The following is a 26291-nucleotide window of genomic DNA, read 5'->3' on the forward strand; positions in this document are numbered from 1 at the left end:
GGTCATCGCGAAAAGGTGACGATTCCGACGCGATGGGTTCGGTCGACTAAGCCCAACATGGTTGATGACTTGGAATTAACCAGACAATCGAGGCCATTGTTTGAGTGCATAATCACGAAACCGCTGCCACAAACGCAGACCTTCCTCCACCTCCCGTTTTGTTTCGGTGCAACGCCCCTCTTTAGCTACTCTGATTTGATTGAAGCATTCGACTGCGTTCAAGTCGGCGTGATGTATAGGCGTGACAGTTACGAGACGACACTTCCACCTCCGCTACTGCCTTTACTGGTCGCCCTTGGCCCCCGATGTGATCTCCCAACGGGTCGTGAAAGACTCGAAACGGACGACGCAAACTCGAAAGCAATTGCAGCAATCGCGGAAAAAAATCGCGGTAATCAAATGTAAAATATTGCACACAAGTGCAATACCGTGTGTCACGGCGTTCGAGTTTCTCCCCAAACTCATGCACAAAACTCTTTCATTATTCTTATCAGTAGAGAGCTTGCGATGAAATCGGGAATCGAAAATGGCCGACGCGGCTTCACCCTCGTTGAATTACTTGTGGTGATCGCCATCATTGGCGTGCTCGTCGGATTATTGCTGCCGGCGGTACAAGCTGCGCGTGAGGCGGCACGCCGGATGAGTTGCAGTAACAATTTTAAGCAGATTGGTCTTGCAGTTCACAACTATCACTCCGCATACAACGCCCTTCCTTTGCATGGCTGTGGCCTTCAAGGTCAAGGCACTGCTCAGTGGTGGACCAGCAATAGTACGTCGAATCGCCGTCTAAGTGCGATCATTGGCACATTGCCGTTCATGGAACAGCAAGCGATGTGGGAGCAAATTTCCAACCCATCCATCTTCAACGGAACCAGCTTCCCGCCCTTCGGCCCGCTTCCGTTCACACACACGACTTATACGTACACGCCTTGGTCCACCGAGATTCCGGGGCTTCGATGTCCCAGCGATCCAGGCGCGGCGATTAATACGGGACGCATTAACTACGCGTTTTGTGTTGGTGATACAGGAAATCATTCGCACCTCGGAATGTTGCAACTCGCCAACAACCGTGAAACGTCCAATCAAGCGGAACACTATCGTAACGTCGGTCGCGGGATGTTTGGTATCGCCAAGCAGTACAGGTTCCGCGACGTTCTCGACGGACTATCGAACACGATGTGCATGGGCGAAATCGCGACGGACTTAGGAGATGGTGATATTTCGACCACGGTGCCCACATCAGGACGCAACATTTATGGTGATATTCATTCGTGTAAAGTCGATATCAACCCTGACCGTCCTCGTTATTTCAAGACCTATGTCGGAAACGCAGGCAATCGGTCGCGTGGCGAAATTTGGTCCGATGCCAACCCTGCTTTTTCGATGGTGATGGCGGTCTTACCGCCCATGTCTGAAATCTGTCTTCGCCAAGGTAACAATGGTGGCTGGGAAGGGAACTACGCTCCGAGTAGCCGTCATCAGGGAGGTTGCCATATCCTGATGGGCGATGGCGCGGTGAAATTCGTTACCGACTCAATCGATACCGGTTCGGAAACGGGTGGCCTTTGGACGACAGGAGCTCCTGGTGCCGAGCTGCGTCTCGGTTTCCAACCGGGCTTCTACACCGGAGGCAGTCCCCACGGTTTATGGGGTGCGCTCGGCAGTCGCATGGGTAAGGAAACCCAAACACTCGAGTGAGGCCGGTCTCATAACGTGCCGTTCCGCTTCCTACCTTGTAATCCTGCTTTCATTTTTCTCCATTCTTTTCACTAGGTGTTTCAATGCGTTTTTTCCTATTCATTGGTTTGTTACTTGCTCTAGCTGTCGGTTGTGGAGACGATCGAAATCGTGTTCTCACGCCAACTCCTCAAACGCAAAAGACCGATGAAGAACTGACCAACGAGATGATGGAAGGAACACTCGATGTGGAAAGCGAGATGAAAGCCGGAGCGGAATAGGCACCGGAGGTCTTCCCTGCTCGACATTGGTGATGACGCGTCGCTCATCGAATTTCGTCGATACGCGACGAGCGGTGCGATGAAGATTCGCGTTCAACGCGAAAATCGATTCAATGCGACTTTCGTATATGCAAACCGACAGTGTTTAAACCACCAAGTGCTCTGCGAACGCAGTATCCTTGCTCTTGCTGTGTATCTGTACGTTATCATCTAAGTATTTCATGGCTTCGCGATCTTTCGAAGAAACGCTGTGGAGCCTGGCAACGAGAAAAGCGGACGGACTCGAAGATTTGGGCACTAGGGGGTCAGAGCAATACCAACATCATTATTTACAAGGAAACCGAGTGCGACGAACAACTTTCCTGGCTGTTGTTATCGTTACTTTATCGCCATTGAGTGCAGCCGATACGAACACTCACGAGACGCCAACCGCGGATGTCACGTTTGATCGAGACATTCGTCCGCTGCTGTCGTCGCGATGCTTTGCCTGTCATGGTCCCGATCCAGAGTCTCGCGAAGCGGGACTGCGGCTGGATCAAGCAGACGGCGACGAAGGAGCAATTGGTATCGCGATTGAACCCGGCTCGATCGACGATAGCGAACTATGGAACCGGATTTCCACGGATGACGAATCCATGCGAATGCCGCCTACGGACTCGCACCTGAAGCCGTTTTCGAAAAAGGAACAGCAGCTCATTCGCGCCTGGATCGAGTCGGGCGCCGACTATGAAGACTATTGGGCATTTTCTCCGCCCCGAAGACCTGGGACGCCGGTCGTCAAAGACGAGCGTTGGAGCGACCAAGCGATTGATCGTTTTGTGCTCCGCAAACTTGAAGCGGATCGAATGTCGCCCGCCGCAGAGGCCGATCCACGAACCCTGGTTCGCCGGGCAGCATTCGATCTAACCGGGTTGCCGCCAACACGCGAAGAGGTCCGTCGCTTTGTCGAAGCATACACGAGGTCCCCCGAGGTCGCTTGGGAAAAACTCATCGACGATTTGATCTCTCGACCACAGTATGGCGAACACATGGCTCGCTATTGGTTAGATCTCGTCCGGTTTGCCGACACTAACGGAATGCACAAGGATTTCTATCGCAACCATGTCGCCTATCGCGATTGGGTCATCCGAGCGTTCAACGAAAACCTTCGCTATGACGATTTTGTTCGCTACCAATTAGCCGGCGACCTGTACCCAGAACCCACAAAGGATCAATGGATTGCTTCTGGATTCCACCGACTGCATTTGATCATCGACCGAGGCACCGCGCTGCCCGAAGAAAGCCATGTAAAAAACGTGCTGGATCGTGTCACCTCGGTTGGGACCGCGTTTATGGGGCTGACCGTGCAATGCGCCCAATGTCATGACCACAAGTTTGATCCAATCACCCAAAAAGACTTTTTCTCGCTGTACAGTTTCTTTAACAACATTGACGCCGAGCCTGAGACTAACCCGCGAAAAACTGTTGCAGGATTACAGGAACCCATTGTTCGTTTTCCCACCGATAAACAGCTGGCTGAACTAAAACGCTTGAACGACCAACTTGCGCAATGCAACGACCAGCTTCAAGTCATGACCGCATCCATCGAATCATTGGAGAAGCAAACGAAAAGCACAGCATCCACCGACGCAGAAAATGAGGAAAGTGTTGTAGGTGCAAAAGCGGCTGTGGATGAACCAGCCGGTGATAAACCAGCCGAAGATGAGCCAGCCAATGATGAGCCGAACGTTGATAAGCCGGCCAAGCGGGATGACGGCGGTCTGGCGAAGCTAAACAAAGAGAAAAAAGCATTAGAAAAAAGATTAAAAGAGCTGAACCGCCAACGCGACACCATCGAGAGATCGGTGGAAAAGGTAATGGTGATGAAGGAACGCGACGACGTCCGAGAGACATTTATTCTCGTCCGAGGACAATATGATGCTCCCGGTGAACAAGTCGAACGGGACGTCCCTGGGTTCCTGCCGCCGCTGAAGAAATCTGCGGATGTGGCTTCTCGGATGGACCTGGCTGAGTGGTTCGTGGCCCCCGAGAACCCGCTTACCGCTCGCGTCGCAGTCAATCGTTTCTTTCAATCGTTCTTCGGTGTCGGTCTGGTCAAAACGTCAGAAGATTTTGGCAATCAGGGCGAGGTGCCAAGTCATCCCGAGTTGCTTGACGAACTTGCGGTCTCGTTCATTGAATCGGGATGGGACGTGAAGGCTCTAGTAAAACAGATTGCCATGTCGAAAACCTACCGGCAAGCATCGAGTGGCTCACCCGAGCAATTCAGGGCTGACCCCGAAAATCGTTTGCTCGCCCGGGGTCCCCGGTATCGATTAGATGCGGAAATGATCCGCGACCAAATTTTGACGACCAGCGGTTTGCTGTCCACCAAGATGCACGGGCCGAGTGTGAAACCACCCCAGCCCGATGGATTGTGGCAGGCCGTTTCCATGACGAATGAGCGGTATGTACCCGATTCTGGCGAGTCGATCTATCGGCGCAGCATCTACACGTTCTGGAAACGAGCGATGCCGCCGCCGCAAATGACCATCTTGAACGCTCCCATTCGCGACGCTTGTATCGCTCGGCGTGAGCGGACCAATACACCGTCGCAAGCGTTGTTGCTACTGAATGAAAGCGAGTATTTGCTGGCCGCGCGTCACTTGGCGCAGGTAACGTTGGCCGAGCCAATCGAGCAGCGACTGCAGTTTGCTTGGGAAACCGTCACGGCAAAACTGCCCAATGCGGAAGAAAGTGAGATCATCGAAAACCTACTGAATGACTTGACGGATCTCTATCAGAACGATCCCGATTTGGCGAACGATCTTTGTCGCGACTTGGCGATAGACGCTCCGGAGGCGAAGGCGGAACTGGCTGCCTGGACCGTCATTTGCAACACGCTGTACAACCTCGACATCACCAAAACCAAGGACTAAACGATGAATCCTTTCCACGAGATCGAAACGCGGGGCAATCGTCGTCGGTTCCTGACCAATGCAGGAATGGGACTGGGCACCGCTGCGATGGCGTCGCTTTTGAACCAACCTCGCCTTGCCGCGGCCTCTGCGCCAAGTTCGTCTGCCAATGTGCCATTGGGTTGCCATTTCGCACCCAAGGCGAAACGGGTCATCTTTTTGTTCATGGCCGGTGCGCCAAGTCAGATCGATTTGTTCGACCCCAAGCCGGGACTCGAAAAGCAATTTAACAAACCGTTGCCGCCCTCGATCAGCATGGGCCAACGCGTGACCGCGATGACCAAGGGCAAAGAACAATTGATCATGCCCAGCCCTTTCAAATTCTCGCAAAAGGGCGAAAGCGGATTGTGGATGAGCGAATTGCTGCCGCACTTGTCCACCCAAGTCGACGAGTTGTGTTTTATCGATTCGATGAATACCGACGCGATCAATCATGACCCCGGCAAGACATCGTTCTGCACGGGGTCGGAGATCCCCGGCAAGCCCAGCATGGGAGCATGGCTCAGCTACGGACTAGGGTCACTCAACAAAGACCTTCCCGACTACGTCGTGATGCCGTCGGCCTATTGGAGTGGTAAAGTCAATGTGCAAGCTCTGTATGCACGACTTTGGGGCAGCGGCTTCTTGCCATCGAAACATCAAGGAACTAGTTTTCAAACGACCGGCGATCCGGTCTTGTTTCTTTCCAATCCAACCGGTGTCGACGCGGGAATCCGGCGGCGAATGCTTGATTCTTTGGGGCAACTTAATCAAAAGCACTTTGGTGAGATCGGTGATCCCGAAATTGAAACCACCATCGCGCAGCAAGAAATGGCGTTTCGAATGCAAACGTCGGTGCCAGAACTGACCGACATCCCCGGTGAGACTCAGGAGACGTTGGCGATGTATGGGCCGGAGGTTAGCAATCCAGGTTCCTACGCACGGAATTGCTTGTTAGCGAGGCGGATGGCTGAGCGTGGTGTGCGTTTCATCCAGCTGTTCCACCGAGGTTGGGATCACCACAAGCAATTGCCGGCTAACCTACGCGGACAATGCAAGGACGTGGATCAGCCGACGACGGCGTTGCTTCGTGACTTAAAACAACGCGGCTTGCTCGACGATACCCTTGTCGTGTTTGCGGGTGAGTTCGGAAGAACGGTTTACTGCCAAGGCGAGCTGGATCCGGAAACCTATGGCCGCGATCACCACCCACGCTGTTTCACGGCTTTACTTGCCGGTGGTGGCATCAAGGGCGGTATGCGTCACGGCATCACCGATGACTTCAGCTACAACGTCGTCTCCGACGGCGTCCACGTTCGCGACCTACATGCAACCATGTTGCATTTGCTAGGCGTGGATCACAAACGGTTGACCTTCCCGTTCCAAGGACTCGACCAAAAGTTGACCGGCGTTGAGCCGAGTCGCGTGGTCAAGGAAATCATCGCATAGAACGTTACTTGATTGAACGTTACTGGGCGGCGGCCTTGAGCTCGACAAATCGTGCTCTCATGTCGCTCAACTGGGCCGTGTACTCAGGGTTGGCGGCGAGATCGTTCTCTTCGATCGGATCGTTTTTCAGATTGAACAGTTGCTCACGGTCGAATTCGGGCCAATAGAAATACTTCCAATCTTTGCGAACCAATGCTTCCGACGCAGGGATGAAATCAGTGCTCTTTAGCATCGGATGCTCGTAGAAAAACTCGTCGCGCCACTCAGGTTTATTTTCCTCGAGATACAGCGGACTCATGTCTCGGCCCTGCATCGTTTTCGGCGAGTCAATTCCAGCAGCGGCTAGGATCGTCGGTGCAAGATCCACATTCAGTGTGAAATCATCGTTGGTCTGACCGCTGAGGCTTGCTGGCATTCGTGGATCGTCAATGATCAATGGAACCCGGATGCTTTCTTGATGGGGATACCATTTGTCGGCCAACCCATGTTCCGCGTGGTAGTAACCGTTGTCGGTGGTAAAGATGACCAATGTGTTGTCGTCTAATCCCTGTTTCTTCAGCTCAGCTAAAATTCGCCCGCAAGTCGAATCAACCTCGGTTGCCAAACGGTAGTAGTTCTTCATCATCGTTTGGTATTTCTCAGGCGTATCGAAACGCCAATGCCAACGATTGCGTCCCTCATTCTTTTCATTGCCCACGAAGTCCGGTAACCGTTCAAACGATTCTTGGGTCGCATTGACTGGCACCGGAATCGTAACGTCTTCATACAACTGCATGCTTTCGGGTTGTGGCAGGAACTGCTGAGGATGAGAATCCTCGGCATGCGTGGCGAAAAACGCAACGGTCAGACAAAAGGGTTTGCCGGTAGGCCGACTTTTCAGGAAATCCATCGCGTCATTTTCGTTCTTTTGGGTCACATGGATCCTTGAACCGTCGGGATTGGTGATCCAGTGGGTCCCATAATAGGAACGGCTGAAGTCAAAACGTTCGGCCGGAAGTTTCCCGTTGTGCCATTTGCCCACGTGCCCAACGTAGTATCCGTTGTCACGCAGCAAGCCCGGATACGTTTCGGACCAATCGGTCTTCCATGGTTTAAACGACTGATTTCCATGTCGCGACATCCACTGTCCCGTGAACAGCGACGCACGACTGACTCCACAAATCGAGGTGGTGACACAGTTGTGAGTGAATCGCATTCCCTGGCTCGCCAGCTGATCAAGATTCGGTGTTTTCACGACCGGATTGCCAGCGACTCCCAACGTGTCGTGCCGCCAGTCATCGGCATAGAGAACAAGGACATTCATTGCAGCGGCATCGGAGCGGCCCTCGTTCACTTGTTCGCTCGCCCCATCAACCCGGTTGATGTCGATCATTTGGAATGCGGCGAGGAACAGGCACACGAGCAGGGCAAAGGTTTTCTTGGTCATTTGAAATACATGGGATTGAAGGAAAGCTCGAACTCGAATTGACGCAGTCGGCAGTGGACCAGGGTCCGGGTCTAGGGAATATGCACTTGAACTGCGGTACCCTCTGCGGTAACCGTTGCGTTGACTTTCTTGGTCACTCCATCTTTCTCTACGGTGATCTCATATTCACCCAAGAAACCACGTAACTGGCTCTTGCCGTCGCTGTCGGTTTGGCTCACTTCGTCAGTCCACCATTGTTTCGCAACCAGATCGACAAACACCTCGCCCGCCGGCTTGAGTGTCCAATCTTCACGCCACAGCGCCGCAGCAGGCTTCCAGTGCATTTTCTCCCAGAAGCCCCACTGCACGATTGCTTCAAAGTTAGGATGACTGAACGTCGCAATCATCACGTCACGAAAATAGTCGGCCTGCAATTGTTCGTCGTCCCCTGCATCGACATCAAACTCACTGAGTTGCAGACGCGGTGCGATCTCGGCGAACTCGTCATAAACTTGCAATATTTCCTCGGGCGGAGTCAGCGTGGTGGAATCGAAGTGCGCCATGAAGCCGACAATATCCGCTGGCTCACCCTGTTCATTCAGAAAGCGAATAATTTTCTTGTAGGGTTCGCGTTTGTAACCATCCGGAAGAATTTTCCCTTCATTGATTGCGTGGGTCGCATGGGGAGCCAATCGCCGGGCTTCCGCCATGATTTCGGCGTAGATCTCTGGCCCGCCATACTCCTTTTCATAGGTGTGTTGTCCCCAACCAATGATGTGATTGATCGTGTCCCACTCGGTTACGAATTCGGACGTAGCGGGAAGCACGTCATTCATGTGTGCCCAGAGCCACTTACGATGAGCTTTCGGCTCACCGACGAATTCCTTTTCGATCGAATTAAAATCCATTGGAGCCCAGGCGACATAGTGACCTCGCACGCTGATCTTGTTATCGATCAACCAAGGAAGTGTCTTGTTGAAAAAAATATCATGCTTTCGGCGTGCCTCGACGCTATCGCCTTTGAGTCCCTTCCATACGTGGGGCCGCAGTTCCGATTCAAAGGTGACGCGGTCGAAGTACTTCCTGACGACCTCTCGATACTTCTGAGCTTCTTCCCAACTAACATTTAATTGTTTCTTTGGATTGATTGGGAAGTTACTTTTGGGGGCGCCCAGCACTTCGGAGTTGACAGCGTTGCCAAACCCGAACGCATGCTTTTGCATCGCGGATCGAACCCGTACGCCGGGAACAGGATTCCCATCCGCGTCGACCACTTCGATCGCAAGTTCACCTTTGCGGATTCGATCGATACGTTCTAAAGCCGCCGTTCGCCATGCGGCATTCTCATCGCGACCTTGATACAAAATCGTGGACTTCGGCAGCGTCGTGATGTCTCGATCGGGACCGTAATCGATCAAACGAAGATCGGCAATCTCAATGATCGTACCAGCCTCGCCGAGATCAAACCGAACGCAATCAACACCGGGATTCATAAGCCGCGGCGCCACGAATGAGCGAACGTGCTGTTTCCAATCGCGATAGGCAGACAATTTGTTTTTGTATCCAGGTCCGTCAGACGAGTTTCCAATCGACAAGTAAACATGGTTGGGCTGTCCGCTCGCATTGGGACGCCGGATCCAGTAGGAAAGGAGTACGACGTCTCCTTTGCGAATAGGGTGGGCTAGTGGAATGTCGAGTTGCATGTTGGCCCGATCACTGAAACGCGCGTCCGATTCGATGCGAAACACGTCTTCGAATGGCTGATCCTGAGCCTCGATCCACTTGGCATCGGCTTTGACCGTCCGCGACGCGAACGTATATTCCTCGTCTTGCGAAAACGTGAGCACGCTTTGACCACCCGCGGGAGGATCAAGAACCGATGGTGCAACTGCGACTACATCGCCGGTGATCGATCCTAGCAGTGCGACTGCAATAATGATTTGCATGCATCGATGGGCGAGTAACCCGGATGCTTTTTGCAAAGCCGACTTGACCTTTATTTTTTGCAGCGGGACGTCGAGTCTATTGAACATATTATTTGTCAGGAATATTTGATGTGGATGTGTTTTTTAAGAGGGCGATTTATTCGGTGTCCGTCGCCGGCGATGTCGTGTGGGATGCAGTGTTTCAACATGGTGTTTGTGTTCGATTTGAAATAGTTGTTGGCAAAATCCGAAATGCCACGGTCCCGCAACACCGTTTTCATTCGGCCTCCGTTTCCAATGTAAACTGATAACTGCCTGCCGTAAGCATTTGACTTTCCTTTTCTCTCGGAAACACGACGGTCGCCGTGGTGTTGGGTGGAACAACGACTTCCATCTCGAGCTTTCCGTTGTGCAAGCGCCAACCGCTGACGGCTTTTCCGTAGTTGGTTTCGAGTTCCACACGTGCTGATGTCAGCGGGCCGCCAATCAGTGGACGGACGAAGAAATGTTTGTAGCCGGGATGCTTCGGATCCGGCGACAAACCCGCAACGCGTTCATACATGAACTGGCCGATCGCACCGTAGGCATAATGGTTGAACGAATTCATGCTGGCGTCGCCAAAACCCTCGGCGTGGCTGTAACTGTTCCAACGTTCCCACATCGTCGTGGCCCCTTGGTTGATCGAGTAGAACCACGATGGATAGCTCTCCTTGAACAACAACTCGTAAGCGATGTCGGAATGTCCTAGTTCATCAAAGACCGGAGCGATCAACGGCGTCCCTAGAAAGCCGGTTCGTAGATGGCGATCCGCTTCCTCGTACTTTTTCAATAAAATCGCTTCCACTCGTTGTCGCTGGTCGGGTTCGATCAAGTCGTATCCGAGGCCCATTAAGCAAGCGGTCTGAGTGTTCGCGCCAGGGTTTGGTTTTTCTGAAAGAAAAAAGCGTTGGGTAAAAGCACTGCGGATGTCGGCATGAAGTTGGCCGTATCGCTTGGCATCGGCATCGTTGCCAAGTGCGGTAGCGGCCCAATGAAGGATGCGGGCATCGCGTCCGAAGTAAGCCGTTGCGATCAAATCCTGAGCCGTATCTCCCTTGCGATCTGAATTTGTGTATGGCTGCAACCAATCGCCCCATCCATTCATATCGGGAATGAAATCCTTTGAACGACGCTCGTACACGGCAATCCACTTTTTCATCGCATCGTAGTTGTCACGCAGAATACGTGCGTCGCCCGTGCGTACGTAAATCTGCCAAGGTGCCGTCACGATCACATCGGCCCAACCGGGACTTGAGTAGCCAAACGGCGTCGATGGCACCGTGTGAGGAATCTCACCTTCGCTGGTTTGTTCGTCGCGCACGCTCTGCAGCCACCGAGCCCAAAACGAATAGACGTCAAAATTGAAAAATGAGGTTGGCAGAAAAACTTGCGCGTCGCCGGTCCACCCGAGTCGCTCATCGCGTTGGGGGCAATCAGTCGGGATGTCGACAAAGTTGCCACGTTGTCCCCAGCGGATGTTGCTTTGCAGTTGGTTCAGCTTGTCATGCGAAGAGGTGAATTGTCCGGTCGAGGCGAAATCGGTGTGCAGTACTTTGGCAATCACCGAATCTTTGCTCAGCGTGTCACCCGCTGAAATTCCGCTGATTTCCACGTAACGAAAACCAAAAAACGAGAGCGATGGTTGGTAGGTTACCGTACTGGGATCGCCGGCAATGTACGTCGCCTGAGATCGTGCGGTTCGATAGTTGGTTGTGTAAAGGGTGCCGTCCTGTTGCAACATCTCAGCGAATCGAACCAGTACCTTCTCACCATTGTCGACCGTAATCGTGATCGCAGGCACCCCAACCAAATTTTGTCCGAAATCAAATACGTATCGCCCCGGTTCGGGCTCGGTGAGTGCGACAGCGGAGCGCTGCTGCATCACGCGGACAGGCGGCAGTCGCTTGGGGACGATTTGAGGCGAATCAGCAAGTTCGCTTACCTTGCACGCGTCCCATTGTGAATCGTCGTAACCCGGTTTGTTCCAATCGCCCAATTCACGCGTGGCGTCGTAGTCTTCACCATGATAAAAGCCACCCGCACGAATGGGCCCGTTGTCAGTCGCTCGCCATTTGCCGTCGGTCGCGATCGTTTCGGTTTGGCCATCGGCGTAGGTGATTTCCAACTGAGTGAGCAGCTTCGGAGTCAACTCCGTCAACTCGGTGCGTTTTCGCAGCAACAGATTGCCCGCGTACCATCCTTCGCCCAACAACGCGCCGATCGCGTTGTCGCCATGCTGAACCAAACTGGTCACGTCATACGTCAAAGACTCAACACGCTTAGAATACGATGTGTAACCGGGGGCCAGCGCATCGGTGCCGACTCGATGGCCATTGATGTGAATCTCGTAAACACCGAGAGCTGTTGCGTGCAATCGCGCCCTAACGATGTCGCCCTTGGTTTGAAAATCTCGGCGCAGATAGTATCCCGGATGGGCCGTAATTTGGGGAAAGGGATCGAAGCTTTCGTCCTCGGATACTTCGACCTGTTTTCGTAGGCCGTTGACTTGGTAATCCACCCAAAGCGTCTTTGCCTCACCCGGTGCCGGATCACCGCCCATCCGTGGCGGGACAACACGAATCGGCGTTGATCCTCGCTGAATCGCCCTGCGAAGATTCTCGGTCACCTCTTTGACTTTTGAACCACCCGCGATGCGATTGCCAAATTCCGCCTTGATGATTTTGACGTCGTCGGATTTTGGTTTTCCACGATCAAACTCAATCCAGGTCGCGTGCCAATCGTCATGGCCGAGTAGTCCCATTTCGATGAACGCTTCTTCACTCCAAGCTGACTCGTTTCGCTGGTCGTCCCAAAATTTTACACGCCAAGCAACTCGTTGGCGCGACTTCAGTTCGGGACCTTCGTACGGCACCCACACGGATTGATCCGATTCCACTTTTCCCGAATTCCAAATCGGATCCCCGTTTTCACCCGATTGGGATCGCAGGTGCACGACGATCTGGTACGCCGATTGCGATTTGACATCCGCGCCATCAGGGAGCTTCCAAGAGAACACCGGCGACGGATCGTAGTAGCCGATAGGATCGACAAAATTCTCGCCGACGCTTAGCGAATGTGGTTGCGGTTTGCTCGCGAAACCTGTGGTGCAACCAAGCAATGACGAGCACACCAGGAACGAAAGTTTTAACAGATGACAGCTTTGCATAGGATGTTCTACTTCTTCATTTTGACGTTGGTTGTTTCAGTGCGGCGCGCCGCATCGAGCTGTTCTGCGAGGCGTGCGATGCGCTCACTCTGCTCAGGCGACGCTGCTAGATTTCGGTCCGGCTTACTCGTGTCCTGATGGTCGTAGAGTTCCCTCGCAACCACGCGTTTTGTGCCAGCCTGGATCCATTCGGTGTATCGATAGCGATCGTTTCGTAGGCTGTAACCCATCGTTGATCCACGCGGGTACTGGGTCAGAGCGAACGGTTTGAAACCCTGATTCGGGTTTTGCAAGAGCGGCTGCAGGCTTTTACCGTCGCAAGACTTGGGGACTTCGCCACCAGTCATCGATGCCACCGTGGGGAAGAGATCGACAATTTCCACCAAGGCTTTGGTGTATTGACCACGTGCGTGCCCCGGAGCAGAAATGATCAGCGGCACGTGCGCGTCCAACTCGTAATTCGTGTGTTTGCACCACAGTCCGTAGTCGCCAAGTTTGTAGCCGTGGTCACCCCACAGAACGACGATCGTGTCATCACGAAGCCCGAGCCGATCAAGTTCCGCCATCACTTTGCCAACTTGTGCGTCCGCAAAGCTGACCGAGGCGGCATAACCGTGCATCAGCTCGCGTGTCATTTCGTCCGACAGTTCACCTTCCTGCGGAATTCCGTGATAACCGCGTAATTCGCCCCAGATCGTGAACGCGAGATCCGGCGCCCCTTCGGGTCGCTGACGACTTGGCACCATGAACTGCTCTCGCTCATACAGATCCCAGTAGCGTTTGGGGGCCGCGAATGGTAGGTGCGGCTTAGCGAAACCGACGCACATAAAAAACGGCTTGTCTTTGTTATTTCGCAATGAAGCGATCGCCTGATTAGCAACGATGCCATCGCGATAGCCTTCGTCCTCGGTGACAAAACATTCCGATGGTGGCCCGTTGGCCGCAAGACGAGTTTGATCGACATCTAACTTCTCCGCTTTGGCATCTTTCACACGCCTCGCGATCACCGCCAACGTCTCGGGATCGGCATACTTTTCACTGGGCGGTTCCGGGATTTCCGACCAAGACGTTTTGTCATCACGCAGATGGTGGTACACCTTGCCAAATGACGCGGTCACGTATCCACGCTGCTGGAAGTACAGCGGCATCGTCATCGCGGTCTTGTTCACCTTGCGTAGCGGCGTGAACAGATCAACGATTCCGGTGTGATCCGGGTACTGTCCGCTCATCATGCTGATGCGTGAAGGTGCGCAAAGCGCCTGCTGGCAATAGGCCCGTTCGAACAACACCCCTTCGGATGCCAGCGCATCGATCGAAGGACTTTGAATCGACTCGACGCCGTAGCAACCAAGTTCTGGCCGCAAATCATCCATGAAGAAAATCAGAACATTCTTAGCATTTTGTTCCGTTTTGACACCCTCGGCCCGAGTGAAGTTCGCATTGGTAAAAATTGCTACGCCGATCAATATTGTTAGGAATCGGGGCATCGTCGTGGTTGTTTCTTTCAATTTGAATGGCTGGTGTGATAAATAAGTGACTTTGGCTGGATCAAGAAATGAGAATGGCGTTGATTTCGGCACGAAGCATGAGGAGCCAACACACCTATCAATCTTGGTGCTCTTTAAACAAAGAAACGAACTCTCGATGAATCTCAGGATTTTGTTTCGAAAGCTCGGTCGTTTCGCCAGGATCGGACTGGAGATCGAATAGTTGGGTAGGTTGATCCAATCCGTAGCGAACCGCTTTCCAGTTTCCTCGCCGGGCGGCTTGAAAGACTTCGCCCACGATCCCGGAGTTTGGATCTCCGACTTGCTTTCCGAATTCCCAATACAAGGTTCGCTCAGGAATCGGCTTCGGTGTGTCATTCAGTCGCGATGCGATCGATGTTCCGTTCGTTTTGACACGCGGTACGCTTACGAGTGGCACTCCGGCGAGATCCGCAAACGTGGGTAACACATCTGCGAACGCCCACGGTGTGGGGTCGACTCGCCCTGTTTTGATTTTTGCTGGCCAATGAACAATCATTGGGACGTGGATACCGCCGTCGAAAAGGTCACGTTTGATACCCTTGTAGGGTGCGGCGGCGCGAAAGAAATGTGGGTCGCCGCCACCTTCATCATGAGGCCCGTTGTCCGAGGTAAAGACAATCAGCGTGTTGTCGGCGATGCCTTGTTGCTCGAGCACATCGACAATACGGCCAACATAGGCGTCCAGCGCGGATACCATTCCGGCGAGTGTCGCGCGCGGTTGCGCAACCGCTTCGGGATAGTACCACGCATACTGATCCGCCGGTTCGGCCGCGGTCATGCCGGTATAGGGTGTTTCGTCGAATTGGTTTCGATAGGGGGCGATGAATTCTTGCGGTGCGGCCAATTCGGCGTGTGGCGACGAGAACATCAACATCACGAAGAACGGGTTTTCGCGATCCTGTGAGATGTAGTCGATTGCTTCGTCGGCGAATAACTTCTGAGCGTACGCCCCCTTCTTACCGGCTTCGTTTTCTGCGATGCGGACCTTCTTACCATCTCGCCATAGCAAGTGCGGGTACTGGCGGTGGCCTTCCAGTATGGAATACATGCCGAACCACGTATCGAATCCCATCGCCAAAGGATCAGTCACGCCCATCTGTGACCCAATGGAGTACTTTCCGAATAACGCAGTGTCGTACCCGGCGTGCTTCAATACATGTGCAAGGGTGACGTCGATGTCTCGCAGTTGAACCTTGTTGGAATTGTTGTGCATTAACCGTCCGTCCCGTCCCGTCAACAACGAGACACGCGACGGCGAACAAACCGTGCTGCCGGAGTACGCCTGCGTGAAACGGACACCCTTCGCGGCAAGTCCATCCAGGTTGGGGGTTTTAATCGGAGTGTCTCCATACGCACCGATTTGGTTGAACCCGAGATCGTCAGCCATCACGAACAGAATATTGGGACGTTCCGGTGATGCCGCGTCTGCAGCATCGGTAGTCGTTGCTCCCATCGCCAGAATGCAGACCACGACAAGAGTCATCTGCAACGTCCGGATGACGAACCGAATGTGTCGCCCATAATTGAGTGTTGTCTGTGCTTGATGGGGCAACGGATTGTTTGGTTTTGCATTCATGGAAGTCGATAATCAATCACGTGAAGGGCAGAAGGGATGTCGTCGACAGGCGTTGTTGCGTTCGTTCGGATGACGTTCGTTCGTGTGTACATCCGTTGTCGTTACAGCCGAACCGTGTCGCTGGTCCGTCCGCGAATGTCAGCGTGTACGGACCAAACAGAACAGACGGAAGTTGGAGGCTGTTGTCTTTGCAGGGACTGCTGAAGTACACCTTATTGCAGAGTTGAAGCGTCGAGAAAAATGGGTTTGTCCTTCGGAAGCAATTTTTCGACGAACTGAATACGAGCTGGAATCGTCCTCTTGATCTGGTCTCTGACTTTTACCGAAAGACAATCGTGCTCATTTAGCTAGACTTTCAATTGGGGCACAAGTCGCGGATGCAAAATCAGTGAGCAGACTTGAGGAGCATCGCCTTAACTTCGACAGGTGTGGCGTGATTGTTCCCGCCTTGGTCTGCACCCGTGATCCACCAGTACACCATCCCGGCGTCCGAGCAATCGAAGTGGTTCGTTTGGAACTTGACGACGCCGTCCTGTTCCGCGTAGGCGAGTTGTCGCCAGATCCACTGCAGGCTTCTGTTGGGATGTTCCTTCGCCCAATCCCAGGGACTGATTGCAGTTTTTAGTCCAACGTTTTGATCTCCAATTTGATGTTCGGTCACACCGAAATCAAGGATTTGTTGCCATGAGAAGAAGTCGCCGCTGTTGTCGTTGGCGGGATGATGCGAAACGACATGAACATGTTTGCGACGCCGCGCATCGGATGCCTTGAGTGCAAAACCAATGATGTCCGGTTCTCCGGCTTCGATGATCCACAGTGGGTCGTCCGCGGAGGATTCATTGATCGCCTCTCGCAAATCATCCACGGCCGCTTGCTGATCGGTGCGGCAATTGAAATATCCAGCAAGCTTCGCAAACGGACCAAACTGATCCACACCGTCTTTGCAGATCTGATGTAGAACCTTTTGCCGCCTCAGTTCATCTTCAGCGGCGATGCGAGCGGTTGGCTTCAGATCACAGGAGTGAGACAGATGCACGACCCGATCGTTAAGCCCTGACGCCTTGAGCAAACCGAAAATCACCGCAGTCGCGCCAATGTCATCGGGATCGGGTGAATTCCCGTCCGCGATAATGGCGATTCGACCCGCAGGCGGCTTCAAGATGAGTTCGGCCTCGCTTGCCCGGACTGGGGCGGAAACCAATACCGCCAGCACGCCAAATAGAACAATACCGGTCGCCCATCTAGTTGGAGTAATTATCATGTTTCGATGCATCTTCATTACATTGCCAGGGTTTGCTTGAACAACCGAAGGATCAGCTTCGCAACGATCTCATGTCCTTTGCGACTCGGATGATTTAATTGCGAAAGATAATCAGACACATTGACTCCAACTGGCACTCGTTCTTTAAACGCAGCGTAAGCATCCACAACTAGACCCCCAAATTCATTTCCCAATCGATGCATGGATCAGGCACGCTATGACAGTTTAGATTTTGGATCAAAATAAACGGCATGCTCTGCTTCGCTTACTTTCCATAAACCTTTGCCTTCGCGTCTCCACCGGAGAGTAGGTAGGCGATCAAATCGCGGACTTCATTGCCGCTAAGCGCATCCAACATGGTCTGCGGCATCTGCGAAACAGGGGAATCTTTGACCAACTCGATCTCTTCGGCATCGACAATCACCGGTTTCAGTTCGTCACCGGCCGTAGCAAGCGGGTAGATTTCGACCTTGTCATCTTTCTCAATCATCAATCCCGTCAGCACCCTGCCGTCGGCTAGCAGTACGACTTTGGAACTGTATTGATCGCTGATCACCTTGCTTGGCTCGATGATAGATTCGAGCAGGTAGTCAGCATCGAATTTGTTTTTTACCGTCGTTAGATCGGGGCCAATGTCTCCGCCGAGACCATCGAAGCGATGGCAACTAGCACACTGAACCGCATGGAAGAGATTTCGGCCGTTCTCAAAACTCGCACCGTGAAGGGCATTCGAACGAGTGTGCTTACTCGCCTCCGTTTGAGTCCATTTCATTCCTGGCCCTTGGGGCGGCGTGATCTCGAAATCGGGGACCGGGTTAAAGTTTTCTCCACTGATGTCTGCCAACTGGGCACGCTCGGCGTTGCTGAGGTAGCCGAGCACTTCGTCTCGCAAGTTCGCTAGAAACTTCCCATAACTATTTCCGCCGCTAAACTTTGCCGCCTTGTTAATGAATTCGATATAGGTGCGAAGCTGGTCCATTGTCCAGCCATCTCGCAGGTTGCGCAACATGAAGGCGTAGTTGATCTCATGGGATGGCGGTTGATTGGCCAGCATCTGTTGGATGCGGGATCCGTAACGCGGGTTACTGGTGAAATCAATGCTGGCAGCCCAAGCTGGGGGCGTGGCGTCCGCATTGGCAAGCAGTGTCATTGTCTTTTCGATCACGCTGGGTGCATTGAGATAAACCAGCACGCGTACCAATTCGGTGTTCACGTCCTTGTTTGCGTGAGGAAAATGAGCATCAAGTTCCGCGATCACCTGCTGGCGTTGCTCAGTCGTTGGTTTACCCAGCCGGATGAACGTGAGGGCGTAGCCGCGAAGCAGTCCGAGTATCTGGGAGTCGGTTAACTCGCTCGGATTTAGGTTCAGCAGCGCCGCAATCTGGGCATCGCGATGAGATGCTTTCCCAACGCGTGCAAGGGCTACGGCAGCGGTGATGCGAGCCTGGACATCGGTTTCTGAAAACATTTTGTCGGCCCACCCGTCCACTGGCTGCGATTCAATTGCGATTCGTGCCGCGTGCCGCAACCAACGATCGTTACTTGATAGATGAGGCCAAGCAGTATCGACTGCGTCCGAATTCTCGCGTCCATGAAACGCTTCCAACCGACGTCGCAGCTTTCTCGCTTCCTCACCAGGCAGTTCACCGGAAACCGGTTCCGTCGATTCATCGCCGATGTAAGTGATTCGGAAGACCGCGGAATCGGTGCCACGCCCACCCGTAGTAAAATACAAAGCCCCGTCGTGACCGATGATCGCATCGGTGACTGGCAGCGGCGAACCATGACAAATCGCTTCTTGATGACCTCGCCAACCCGCTCCGTCGGGCGTGAGATGGATCGCGTAAATCGTGCCAAAGGTCCAATCGAGTGCGAAGATCGCATCTTGATATTTCGCAGGAAACTTTGCCCCCTGGCCGCTAACGACGCCCGTCGGACTACCCGGACCGATGTTCAAAACAGCGGGCAAACTGTCCTCGTAATACTCAGGCCATTTGCCGGTACCACTTCGCCAGCCGTAGTCGCTGCCGCTGATCGCGTGATTGATCCGGGTCGGGCGATACCAGGGTGATCCGAGGTCCCACTCCATATCCGCATCGTAAGTAAAAAGGTCACCTGCACGGTTCAGCGTGATGTCGTATTGGTTACGATAACCAATCGAAACGATTTCATGTTGTTTCGTCTCGGGATCGAATTTTGAAATCCAACCACCCGGCGCAAGTCGGCCGCGAGCATGACCGTTTGCATCCCATTCGCGCGGCAAAAGCTGGTCCTCGTCCCACGTCGGAACCCGCGAACCAGAGACGTTGGATGGATCCGGAAGATTGGTGTGGTTACCAGAATCCACATAGAGATGCGTCCCATCCTCGGCCAAGATCACGGCATGGTTCCCGTGCTCACCACCTCCTGCCGACTCTGAAAGTTTGTCGGCGTGATCGAGCAATCCGTCGCCCGTTGAATCAGTCAACTTGTACAGTGGGGTGCTATTACGATTGAAGTACAGCGCGCCATCATGCCACACCATCCCCTGGGCTCCGGAGACTTTCACCGGCATTTTTTCAACATTGACGTCTAGCTGTTCAGATCCTTCGGTCGCTGTTTTTTCTTTCACGCTGAACCGATAAAGTCCTGCCTCACCTTGATCGCTTGCATAAAACCTTCCCTGGTCGTCCGTGGTCAGAGAAACCCAGCTGCCTTGTTCGCCCTTTGGGACTTCGTAGACAAGCTCAACCTTAAATCCATCGGCGACGGTGATCATGTCACTCTCGAATGAATCAACCTTGCCTTTTCCACGGCCGGGGTCGGGGGATGTGATTCCGGGTTTCTTCCAAGGGTCACGGCCAAAATCGCCCATGTCGCTCGTTGCTAGATTCCAAGCGGAATCATCATAGTTTGCAAGCTTCCAATCATCCGCTGCGGTGTCAGTCAGCTTCCAACTTGGATTGGATACGATTTGCTGCTTCTCGCCGTTGGTGGTTTCAATTTCAAGTTTGAAGACAAAGGCAGCGGTGCCGCCCCGGTTGGCCGCCTTGACTGCGATCTGGTTCGCACCCGTTTGCAGCAACGTTTGGGCGTCGAGCATCATCACCGGATACTTCCAGTCGGTGCTCACGCCAGCGGCTTTTCCGTTGATCCAAACCGAGGCTCCATTGTCGCAGGTGTAGTACAACCGAGCTGATTTGACCGCCCCGCTGATCTGAAACTTGTGTCGCAAATAGAGAGGATCATTCGCCTTCGGTTGATCTTTGCGCCAAATCCATTTTGGCAGCGGAGCTTCGGAAACCCAGGCCGTGGCTGCATTCCCTTTTTCGTTGCTCGTTTTGTTGCTGCTCGCGTTTTTGGGATTCACTTTGCCGCTGTTCGCATTATCTCGCGGAGATGCTTTCGTCTTATTTCCAATCGCCGCATCGATGGTTGCTACTGCTTCCTCGCCGGCAAGGTGGCGAAGTCGAATATCTTTGAACTCGACCATCATCGCTGGTCCCGCATGCAGCTGCAACGCAAGGATGCCTTTTCGCATGGCATCCGGATGATTGTCGGTCAGGTCCATCGTAGTGATGCCGTTGACTTGATGAATCTGGCGATTTCCTACCGCGACGATCGTCAACTCATTCCACTCCGAATCAACGAGACGTTGAGTTCTGTCACCGACTTCGCCAACGATTTTCGACATACCGTCCGCCCCTACCTCGACTCGCTCGAATCGTTTGGCGACGATACCACGCCATTTTTCGGCATACAGCATGCCGAAAAACTCCGGTGACTTGTGAAGATCCGCCTGATAGCCTTTGACGACGTAGTTGTCTGGATCGATGAGCTCGCTGCGGTACTGCACGCCGGTGTTATTGCCTTCAAACCGGACCTTTGTCTTAAAGACAAAGTCTCCGACCTCGCCGCCTTGCCACACCAGAAACGTATTTCCTTGAGTCGGATTCTCCTTGCTGGTTTGGCCAAGGATGACGCCATCTTTGACGGACCAGAAACCATCCTTGCCGGCCCAGCCTGAAAGGTCTTCGCCATTGAAGAGGTTTTGATATTGAGGTTGATCATCAGCGGATGCAATCGCCGACACGCTCAGAAACAGGCAGAATAGGAATCGTTTTATTGCGTTGGCAGTGCTCATGCTTCTCTTCGTCATGGTGGTGGTTATGTAGGGTGACTAGGTGCTCTCAATACGCTGGCTCCTTCTCTCCCGGCGTTGCGGGGGAGAAGGGTTCAGGGGGTTACGACACGATCGCGTCCCAATCATTACTTGGCTTCGATGGTTACGGAACCGCTGACCTCATCGTTTACGACCCAGCGGTTTCCAGTCTTGGTTGCAGCGACAGACTTTCCATCAACGAACACCCCAGTCGCTGTGTCGGATGCCGGCAGCTCTACTTTCGCGGTCATGACATCGGGAAGCACGAGCGAAAGCGTGAACGTGGATTCGTTTTTCCAGTCGATCAAAATCGGTCCGCGCGATGTTGGAACTTGGCCGCGTGCGAACTTCAAATCACCTGGGCACGGCCGGATGATTGCGGTCGTCCAGCCAGCGGCAGTGGGCTGAGCGCCGAGCACGAAGCGTGGCAATAGGTTCGCCGGAGCGGCGCCCCAGGCGTGGTTCCAATCCTGGTTGGGTTTGTATTTCATGTCCCAGGCTTCCCAGCTGATCGTGGTTCCGCTATTGACCATGTGCTTCCAACTGCGATCTCCGTCGGCAACCATCAGGTCAATTGCCTTTTTATCGCTGCCGTTGCTGAACAGCCCGTCCATGAAATACTGAGCCGCGTAGGGGCTGCACTGCATGTCTTGTTTTTCAAGCCACGCGATGACGCCTGCGAGCTTTTCCTCGGGCACTAGCCCAAACGCCAACGGAAAGAAATTCGCGTGGATACTGCTGTGATCAGTGCCGACACCATCGCGATAAATTCCCGCAGTCTCGTCAAACAGCGTTTTCTGGAACGACGCTCGTGCTAGCTTGCCTCGATCTTCAAAAGCTTTGGCGTCCTCGTTCTTCCCGATTGCACGAGCCATCTCGGCCATCATCTGCATTGCCTCGATATGAAATGCATTGACGACGGTATTGATTTCAGTGAACACATAACCATCGCGTTCTTTTTGCGGCCAATCAACGATGTCATGCCTTGTGCGATCGATCTCGGCACTGCGAACCAAGCCGTCTTCGCCGCTGCGATGCATCAACGTTTTTGCCTTCAGCGATTCGTAGCGATGTTTTAACCAATCATTGTCGCCCGAATATATCCACTCGGCATGAGCCATGAACACCATGTGCGGTGCCCACTCGCTCGGCCAAGTGCCGTTTTCAATCAACCAATCAAATGTTCTTGCCGCCATCGCAACATCGTCATCGGTGGTGTAGTGACTCAATTGATTCAGATACGCGTCGGCTTCGTACGGAATCCGCTCGCGATCACCATCCACATAGACACCGGCAAACGTCGTAGCTTTGATGCTGTATTTGCACAGTTCCCAAATTTTATTGATTGTTTCGTCGGAACACTCAAACGAACTGGCGTCGTCATTCCAGTCAGAAGCGAATGCGGCCCGCCGGACAATGTATTCCGGCTTAAATTCGCCCGGCCAATTTTCGATTTCGACCCAGCGAAATGGCATGACCGGCAACCATGCCTTTGGCGTCAAAACCGCAGGCGGATGAGCGCGTGTCGCCCCCGCCTGTTCGGTGTTTCTTACTTCCGAGGGGGTTGGCACGATCCAAGTTCCGATCTCGCCACTACCGTTGCGAAATTGGCTCACTCCATAGCGAACCGTTCCTGGTGGCTCGCGATCGATCCTGCCATCCTTCAACTTCTCGCCGAAGTGAACCCTGCCCTCGCCTCGCCCCCCTTGAGGAACTCGCATCGCGATGTTTCCGAAGGCGACTTTGCCGAAATCCACGAGGGTAATCTCGTCGCTAATTTTCTTGACCGATACAGGAGCTTGGTCGGTCAGCGAAACCGAGTCTTCCGCGGGGAACTCCGGCAACTCTTTGATGAACAAATTTCGGAAACGGTAGGTTTGTCCGTCCTCGCCGTGGTGCTGGATACCGATGTACCCCGTCGCATCGGTTGCATCGCGGAACGTTACCGTGGGAACTCCGTTGAGCTCGATCGTGATGCGATCTTCAATGCACGTGATCACAAACCGGTTCCAGCCGTTGCGATTCAGTGCACCTGCGATTGTTGGATCTGCAAAAGCCGCTTTTGATTCCTCTTCATGCTCAAGGAATTGATCTTGCGAACGTCCCTTGGTACTCGGCCAGATCCAGCCCCGTCGCGACTCGTCATAAAAACCACCGGACCACCGCCGATCCGAACCATCACATTCGGCTTGATAGCCGTAGACGATCTTCTTCTCGCCATTGTCGACGTGACATCGGAACATGACTCCCGAATTGGCATCGCCTTCGGGCAAGTGAATATCAACGCTGACACGAAAGTCGGAGTACTTCTTTTCGGTGACCAGGAAGAATTTCTCATCGGCCAGCAGATGAATTTCACCGTCGACGACTTTGGCTTCACCGTGCGGATATGGGTTCCGCCATCCGGTCAGGTCCTTGCCGTTGAAAAGCGGCGTGTACCCGCGCTAAGCATCGCGTCAAAACCGGCATCACCATCGTAATTGATGGCCGGTTTTGAAATCGAAGTCTCAGAACCTTCTTGAGCCTTGCACACGTCTAGCGACAAGATCGCCACAAATAAAAGAGAGCAGTATTTCAACATCGTTTAGGTCTTTTGGAATCCATGAAAAGTCGAGAGAGGAAACGAGCGTGAAAAGCTGAACAATCCTAGTCACTACGACGAAGTGCAATGAGTTCTGAGGCTAGATTTTCGCGTTGTCGAAGGATTGCTTCGCTTGCTCGGCCTCCCGTTGGATCATTTGATTGTAATTATCGATTTCTTCTTGAGAGGCCTCCGAGGCAATGTTTTTGGTTGTGCTGGAGGAACAGCCAACAGTAAAGGCGAGCACTAAGAACGCAATAATAAATCTGGTATTCATGGTTGCTTGTTGATGTTTGACAATGATCAAAAAACGAATGATGGGCCGGCAACCACTGGATCACCGCCCCGACAAGCCCCTCCTCATCCCCACCTCCATCGAAGGCGGAGACCGGAGGAGCCAATTTGCACGCATGCGAGCTTAACGTATGCGCGTTAAAAACTTTCGCTTATGACTTCGCGGGTGCCCCTTGTGCCAAGCGAACCCCAAAGCCCGTAGGGACTTCTATCGCCCGGTGCTGTCGCGGGCGTGGCGTGATACGAGATCATCGCTTGATTACTATTGCCAGCTTCAATCGAGTCTGTGATGAACTTGACTGCACCATCCCCCATCAGCACATGAGCTCCGCCTTGGTGACGACTGGAGACCGACGCGGTTAAGTCATGAGTATCATTAAAGCCAGTGCAAAGACCGGAATTGGGTGGCAGAATCGTATGAATCTGACTGAACATCGGGTAACAATCGTGCCAGCGATAGCCGCGGGCGCTTGTCGCACTGACGGTCGCCGCAGCTGCCGGAATCCAAAATCGTGGGCGTTGGGGATCGTGGTGCTGATACTGCCATTTTGGATCTTTGCGACACTCGTTTCGGCCACTTCCCGTATCGGCGAATGCTGCCCCCGGCCGCGAGGTTCGATTATCGGCATCGCCCAGGTCGGTCGCTAATTCACCCGCCATCACCGTATTAGCCAAACCGTCAAGCGTATCTCTAAATTTCATCGAACTAAACAGCTCAAACATTCCTCGATGCGTAATCCGTGCATTTTCCGCGAGGGTTGAATTGTTTGCGGTGTAGGGAACCGTGGCCCCATTTGCGACCGTATTAACGTTGATCGAGCCTTCCCTCGTCATCACGGACGAGTCTCCCATGCAGGCGCCATAATTGGTTCTGCCGAGAGCCGGCAAACCGACGCCGGGATCGCTAGGGCAGCGATAGCCAGGAATCTCGGTTGCCCAGGGACTGTAAGCGATCACTGCCGGCCCAGGCCCCATCGCCTGCCATCGAGCGGGAGTCCCGCCAGGGTTTGCAAGCGGATTGGCGATTTGTTCCCACATCGCTTGTTGCTCAACGAACGGCAAAATGGCAACCAAAAACGAACCGTGCCGATTGTTGGATACGTTGCTGCTCAGGTTGGCATAGGGTTGTGAGCCGGCCGGAAGATCGGTGCCGTTACCGTGGATCGGCAAGGCATTGTATGCCGAGTGATAGTTGTGAATCCCCAAACCGATCTGCTTAAAATTGTTACTACAGCTCATTCGCCGAGCTGCCTCGCGAGCTGCCTGTACCGCAGGCAGCAACAAACCTACCAGCACGCCGATGATTGCGATGACCACCAATAATTCAACGAGCGTGAAACCAGTACGCTGAGTTTTCATTCAAACAACTCCAAATACATAAGATAAAAATGGGAAAATCAGACGCGTCGCACATCCGATTCGCGTCTTAAATCCCGTAGGTGGAGTGATTCCCACTCTTGTTGACCTGTTTCGCGCAAAATCTGACAAAAATCTTTCATTTGTGTTTGGCTCGCAAAATAGCAGGAAATTCGCGTTTCTCGCGATCACGAAGCATGGTCGCAGGACGCGGGGTCGGGCATCTTTCCCGAACTCTCTCTCGTGCGGCACAGTTGAAAACAAAGCAAAGCTCTGCATCTTTGCGAACTAGCTCAAGACGAAAAAAGGCTGAAGTGGAAACCACAACAGCCTTCGATCAATTCATTTTGCGGCGGCGGATGGACTACTCGGTAAATCCAATATCCCCCGCTTCGGCTGCAAGTTTTGCCTCCTTTTCAACGAGCGCGTTGTAGTCGTCGATTTGCTTCTGGCTGAGCCCGTCAGCAACCGAACTTGGCTCTGAATCCGAACATCCGACCAACAAGCTGACCAGCAGCAGGCAAAGTAATGTCTTCACTTTCATCTGTAATCCTTGTTTCTTATTTCTCAAAAGTCCCTACACCGAGGGAAAGACTTAAAGTAGTTGCGGTAGCCTTGCCGGCATGACAGGCGACAGGGCTAAAAATAGATACTGGCTGGAAATTGATCTCGCCA

15 protein-coding genes are annotated in these 26291 nt (G+C 53.2%); 4 read left to right on the top strand and 11 right to left on the bottom strand.

Going from position 1 to position 26291, the window contains the following annotated elements:
* Positions 1–507: 507 nt before the first annotated feature.
* The 4 genes from SH528x_RS01030 (at position 508) to SH528x_RS01045 (ending at position 6343) form a co-directional block, all read left to right on the top strand.
* Positions 508–1698: a DUF1559 family PulG-like putative transporter gene (locus SH528x_RS01030; protein ID WP_442508680.1), complete on the top strand. Its 1191-nt coding sequence runs from the start codon at positions 508–510 to the stop codon at positions 1696–1698.
* Positions 1699–1781: 83 nt separating this feature from the next.
* Positions 1782–1958 (top strand): hypothetical protein, encoded by a 177-nt coding sequence (locus SH528x_RS01035; protein ID WP_442508681.1) that lies wholly within the window; start codon positions 1782–1784, stop codon positions 1956–1958.
* 344 nt (positions 1959–2302) lie between these two features.
* Entirely contained in the window at positions 2303–4876 is a 2574-nt protein-coding gene (locus SH528x_RS01040; RefSeq protein ID WP_442508682.1) for a DUF1553 domain-containing protein, read from the top strand.
* 3 nt (positions 4877–4879) lie between these two features.
* Positions 4880–6343 (top strand): DUF1501 domain-containing protein, encoded by a 1464-nt coding sequence (locus SH528x_RS01045; RefSeq protein WP_442508683.1) that lies wholly within the window; start codon positions 4880–4882, stop codon positions 6341–6343.
* Positions 6344–6362: 19 nt separating this feature from the next.
* Here SH528x_RS01045 and SH528x_RS01050 read toward each other — a convergent pair whose 3' ends face one another.
* The 11 genes from SH528x_RS01050 to SH528x_RS01100 form a co-directional block, all read right to left on the bottom strand.
* Positions 6363–7646, bottom strand: a complete 1284-nt coding sequence (locus tag SH528x_RS01050; RefSeq protein WP_442512248.1) for a sulfatase family protein — start codon at positions 7644–7646, stop codon at positions 6363–6365.
* A gap of 194 nt (positions 7647–7840) precedes the next feature.
* Positions 7841–9694: an endo-1,4-beta-xylanase gene (locus tag SH528x_RS01055; RefSeq protein ID WP_442508684.1), complete on the bottom strand. Its 1854-nt coding sequence runs from the start codon at positions 9692–9694 to the stop codon at positions 7841–7843.
* A 256-nt stretch (positions 9695–9950) separates the two neighbouring features.
* Positions 9951–12878: a family 78 glycoside hydrolase catalytic domain gene (locus SH528x_RS01060; RefSeq protein WP_442508685.1), complete on the bottom strand. Its 2928-nt coding sequence runs from the start codon at positions 12876–12878 to the stop codon at positions 9951–9953.
* Between the two features lie 8 nt (positions 12879–12886).
* Positions 12887–14365: a sulfatase gene (locus SH528x_RS01065; protein ID WP_442508686.1), complete on the bottom strand. Its 1479-nt coding sequence runs from the start codon at positions 14363–14365 to the stop codon at positions 12887–12889.
* Between the two features lie 118 nt (positions 14366–14483).
* A complete protein-coding gene (locus tag SH528x_RS01070) occupies positions 14484–15860 on the bottom strand; it encodes a sulfatase-like hydrolase/transferase (RefSeq protein WP_442512249.1) in 1377 nt (458 codons plus the stop codon).
* A gap of 508 nt (positions 15861–16368) precedes the next feature.
* Positions 16369–17244 (bottom strand): hypothetical protein, encoded by an 876-nt coding sequence (locus SH528x_RS01075; protein WP_442508687.1) that lies wholly within the window; start codon positions 17242–17244, stop codon positions 16369–16371.
* Positions 17245–17509: 265 nt separating this feature from the next.
* Positions 17510–21367, bottom strand: coding sequence for a family 16 glycoside hydrolase (locus tag SH528x_RS01080; protein ID WP_442508688.1), 3858 nt, complete (start codon positions 21365–21367; stop codon positions 17510–17512).
* Positions 21368–21492: 125 nt separating this feature from the next.
* On the bottom strand, positions 21493–23796 hold the full coding sequence (locus SH528x_RS01085; RefSeq protein WP_442512250.1) for a family 78 glycoside hydrolase catalytic domain: 2304 nt from the start codon (positions 23794–23796) through the stop codon (positions 21493–21495).
* A 270-nt stretch (positions 23797–24066) separates the two neighbouring features.
* A complete protein-coding gene (locus SH528x_RS01090; protein WP_442508689.1) occupies positions 24067–24243 on the bottom strand; it encodes a hypothetical protein in 177 nt (58 codons plus the stop codon).
* A 155-nt stretch (positions 24244–24398) separates the two neighbouring features.
* A complete protein-coding gene (locus SH528x_RS01095) occupies positions 24399–25619 on the bottom strand; it encodes a DUF1559 family PulG-like putative transporter (RefSeq protein WP_442508690.1) in 1221 nt (406 codons plus the stop codon).
* Between the two features lie 361 nt (positions 25620–25980).
* The gene (locus tag SH528x_RS01100; RefSeq protein WP_442508691.1) at positions 25981–26160 is read right to left on the bottom strand and encodes a hypothetical protein; all 180 of its coding nucleotides are present in this window, start codon (positions 26158–26160) and stop codon (positions 25981–25983) included.
* Positions 26161–26291: the final 131 nt, after the last annotated feature.

The sequence above is a fragment of the Novipirellula methanifontis genome (assembly GCF_052161655.1).
Classification (GTDB): Bacteria; Planctomycetota; Planctomycetia; order Pirellulales; family Pirellulaceae; genus Novipirellula.